The 3,865-nt window shown below is 28.6% G+C and carries 5 protein-coding genes and 1 pseudogene; all 6 read right to left on the reverse strand.

Annotated elements, in window-relative coordinates; translation table 11 throughout:
* Positions 1-16: 16 nt before the first annotated feature.
* Entirely contained in the window at positions 17-775 is a 759-nt protein-coding gene (locus tag Q0V15_RS12330; RefSeq protein ID WP_297439442.1) for a flagellar hook-basal body complex protein, read from the reverse strand.
* A 199-nt stretch (positions 776-974) separates the two neighbouring features.
* Positions 975-1,466, reverse strand: a complete 492-nt coding sequence (locus Q0V15_RS12335; RefSeq protein WP_297439443.1) for a DUF6115 domain-containing protein — start codon at positions 1,464-1,466, stop codon at positions 975-977.
* A gap of 14 nt (positions 1,467-1,480) precedes the next feature.
* Positions 1,481-2,197, reverse strand: a complete 717-nt coding sequence (locus tag Q0V15_RS12340) for a FliA/WhiG family RNA polymerase sigma factor (protein WP_297439444.1) — start codon at positions 2,195-2,197, stop codon at positions 1,481-1,483.
* An 11-nt stretch (positions 2,198-2,208) separates the two neighbouring features.
* The gene (locus tag Q0V15_RS12345) at positions 2,209-2,823 is read right to left on the reverse strand and encodes a flagellar brake protein (RefSeq protein WP_297439445.1); all 615 of its coding nucleotides are present in this window, start codon (positions 2,821-2,823) and stop codon (positions 2,209-2,211) included.
* Between the two features lie 15 nt (positions 2,824-2,838).
* A complete protein-coding gene (locus tag Q0V15_RS12350) occupies positions 2,839-3,708 on the reverse strand; it encodes a MinD/ParA family protein (protein WP_297439446.1) in 870 nt (289 codons plus the stop codon).
* Positions 3,702-3,865, reverse strand: a pseudogene (locus Q0V15_RS12355) (flagellar biosynthesis protein FlhF); the annotation flags it as partial. The pseudogene Q0V15_RS12355 and the gene Q0V15_RS12350, both read right to left, overlap by 7 nt.

The following is a 3,865-nucleotide window of genomic DNA, read 5'->3' on the forward strand; positions in this document are numbered from 1 at the left end:
CCTCACTTTATATTAATTATCTAACTGAACCTATTTCACTTGCTGCTTTACCAAGACTTTCATCAATCGTTTGAATAACTTTTTGATTACTCTCAAAAGCTCTCATAACACTTAGCATATTCGCCATTTCATTAACTAAATTAACATTAGAATCTTCAAGTGTTCCCTGTGCTATATAAACCTTTGCATCCAAATCTGGATCTTCACCTTTATATAGACCATCTCCATATTTTATTACTGGTTCTTCAAACGTTGCAGTTGCTAATTTATACGTTGCATTTTCTCCATTTACACTCAATTCATTATTACTATTCATAACAAAATTATCAGTTCCAACATATATAGGTTCAAGTTGTCCTGTTTGAATATTTTCTCCCATAACACTATCACCACTACCATTAATTAAATATCCATTTGTAGATGCTCTAAACTTACCATCTCTAGTATAAAAATCTTCACCATTTCTATTTACTACAAAATATCCTTCCCCATCAATAGCAAAGTCTGTAGTATTATCTGTAATATTAAAAATCCCTTGTTTCCCTCTTACATAAGTTCCATCAATAGCAACTCCAAGGCTTATACCACCAATATCTCTTTTTTCACCATTTTTATTATCTTTATTTTGAAGCATAACTTCTTCAAATGATTTCAAATTAACCTCTTCTGTTTTATAACCTTTTGTATTAATATTAGCTAAATTACTTGTTATAGCAGTTTGCTGTGCTTCTAGACTTACCATCCCCGAAACTGCAGTATATAAACTTCTTATCATTACTCCACATCCTTACTAAAGAAAACTTTACACTCATCTTCATAATGCATTCCATAATTTTTTGCATTTTTTTCAATACTACTCTTAGATAGTTCTGCACTATACTCACTAAAAAATATACTTGAAGAACCTACTATTAATCCAATCCCTATTCCAATTAAAACTTTTTTATCAAATAAAGAAGCTATAGTCTTTTTTCCTAATTGTATAATCCTTTTATTAATAGTAACTCCCCCTTTCCAATGTGTAACTCTCTGCAAATTTCATCATCAGATAATCCGTCATCTATTAATGACTTAACAAGTTCAACTTTTATATTATTTCTATTATCGTCCGCTTCTTTATTTTGTTTAATACTAGCAATAAGTTTATCATCAACAATAACATCTATATTATTATTACTAGTCTTTTTTTCAGTAGTTTTAATCTCTGTTCTTTCTTTTTCAATTTCCTTATATCTTAAATACTCAACTTCAGCCCTTAAACTTTCTATATCCTGTTGAAGTTCTAAAACAGTTTCACTCATATCTTTTCTAAGTCTAATAATCTCTAACTTTTCATCACTAATATTGCTAGATTTTTTTTCTAATACCTTAGCAAAATTATTATCATTATTTTCTTTAGCCCCTGTTTTTATACCTATAAATATTATAACTATTCCTATTAAAACTAAAATTAAAAATATCCCCATATTTCTTTACCCACTTATATATATTTTTCATCTTTCATAATTTTTCTTATATTAATAATTGCTCTTGCATGTAATTGACATACTCTTGATTCTGAAACTTTTAAAATTTGACCAATTCCCTTTAAAGTTAGTTCCTCAAAATAATAAAAATTTAAAACTATTCTATCTTTTTCATTTAATTTATCTATACACTTTGCAAGAATATTAACTTCTTCATTACCCTCAACTATAACGTCTGGTCTAGGACTTGTTTCATCTGCTAAGATATGAGTTATAGAAAAATCATCATCTGAATAAATCATACTATCAAGTGATACCATAGATATATAATTTATATATCTTTCTATCTCTGATACATCTTTATCACTTATTCCAAGCTCTTTCGCTATTTCTGAAGTTTTAGGTTCTCTTAGCAATGTTCCTTGTAGCATATCCATAGCCTTATTATATTTATTAAGTTTATCCATAGCCCCTTTTGAAATTGGACTACTTCTTCTCATCTCATCAATCATTGACCCCTTAATTCTAATAGATGCATAAGTTGAAAATTTCATACCTTTTTCTGGTTTGAATTTTTTATAAGCATCCATAAGTCCAAGCATTCCATAACCAACTAAATCTTCATAATCTATATATTTAGATTTTCCAAGTATAACTTTACCTGCTATATGTTTTACAAGCGGAATATATTTTTCAACAATAACCTTATTCTCTTCACCCTGTGCAATCATCTTAAATCCCCCTACATAAGTTTTCTATTTTTTGCCATAATTTTGAAAACTATCTTTACTACTGTATCTCTTTCTGACTCAGTAATATTAATAAACTCAACCCCTATAGTATTAAATTTTCTATCATCCGAATCTATAATTCTTACAACTTTCCCAATTACTCTAAGCTCTTCTTCTTCATAAAGTATTATTGCAACAATTTCATCACCTAACACTAAATCTTTAGATGTCTTTATTCTCATTCCCCCACCACTTAAATCAAGTAATATAGCTTCATATACACTGTCTTTTTTCAGACATTTAATAATTCGTGTAATTTGAACTCTTACATGCCCACGCCTTTGTATTTTCTTTATTTTATGTGGTTTACTAAGTTTGTAAAGTCTTATATTACCATCTATACTTCTACCCTCAACAGTACAGCTAAGTTCATAAACAGTTGCTTCTTTACCATAAGTTATAACCTTTATCTCATCACCAGTATTAAACATAAGATACTCATTATTTAAAAGCGGTATATCTATAAATATTGCATCTGTTGTAAGACTTTGTATTCTACTTTTATAATTTGTTTCATCAACCCTAACCTCAACCCTATCATTAATTTCTAGCTTTAATTTTTTCACTTATAAATCCCCCTATTATGAAAATAAATCAAATAACTTTTTGAAAAAGCCATCCGCCCCCTTTATTTTCTCACCATCATTTTTCTCATTTACCATTGTATTTGCTATTTTAATTAAACACTTTGCAGTATCTGAATTTGGCGAACTAACAACCACTGCCTGTTGTTTTCTAACTGCTTGTACAAGTTTTTTATCATCATATATATAACCTAGATATTCAAGTTCAAATGAAATGAACTTACTTGCTACATTTTTAAATTTATTATAAGTTTCAACTGCCTCTTTTTCTGTATAACTTCTATTTATTATTACTCTTGCTTTACTCTTTAAATTAAAATGTTTTACAGCTTTTATAAGACTATATGCATCTGTAAGCGAAGTTGGCTCTGGTGTTGTAACTAAAAAAACCTCATCACTCGCTGCTATAAATCCAAGAACTGTTCTACTTACTCCTGCACCTGTATCCATAAGAATATAATCATAACTATCAAGACTTGTAATTCCACTAATAAATCGTTCTCTTTGAATTTCTGAAAACTCATCTATTTTATTTAAACCACTTCCACCTGATAATAATGATATCCCAAGTGCTCCTTCTACAATTGCTTCTTTTATAGTTACTTTTCCAAGTACAACATCATATATATTATATTTAGGATAAACCCCTAAAATAATATCATCATTTCCCATACCTATATCTGCATCAAATATTAATACTTTTTTACCCATTTTTTGAAGTGTAAGTCCTAAATTTACAACTATATTGCTTTTTCCAACTCCACCTTTACCAGATGTTATTGTTATAACCTTAGCAACTCTTTGTTTTTCATTTGAAATTGTCTTTGCTTTTACTAAACTTCTAAGTGTTGCTGCTTGATCTAACATAAAACTTTTTCTCCTAGAATATCTAAAATAATATTTTCTTTTACAGGTGTTGCTATATCATTTGGAACATTTTGACCTGTTGTTATAAATTTTATAGGTTTCCCACTCATAACTGCTATATTTAAAGGTGCTCCCTTAACAGATGTTTCATCAAGCT

This window comes from uncultured Clostridium sp. (assembly GCF_947036855.1).
Classification (GTDB): Bacteria; Bacillota; Clostridia; order Clostridiales; family Clostridiaceae; genus Sarcina.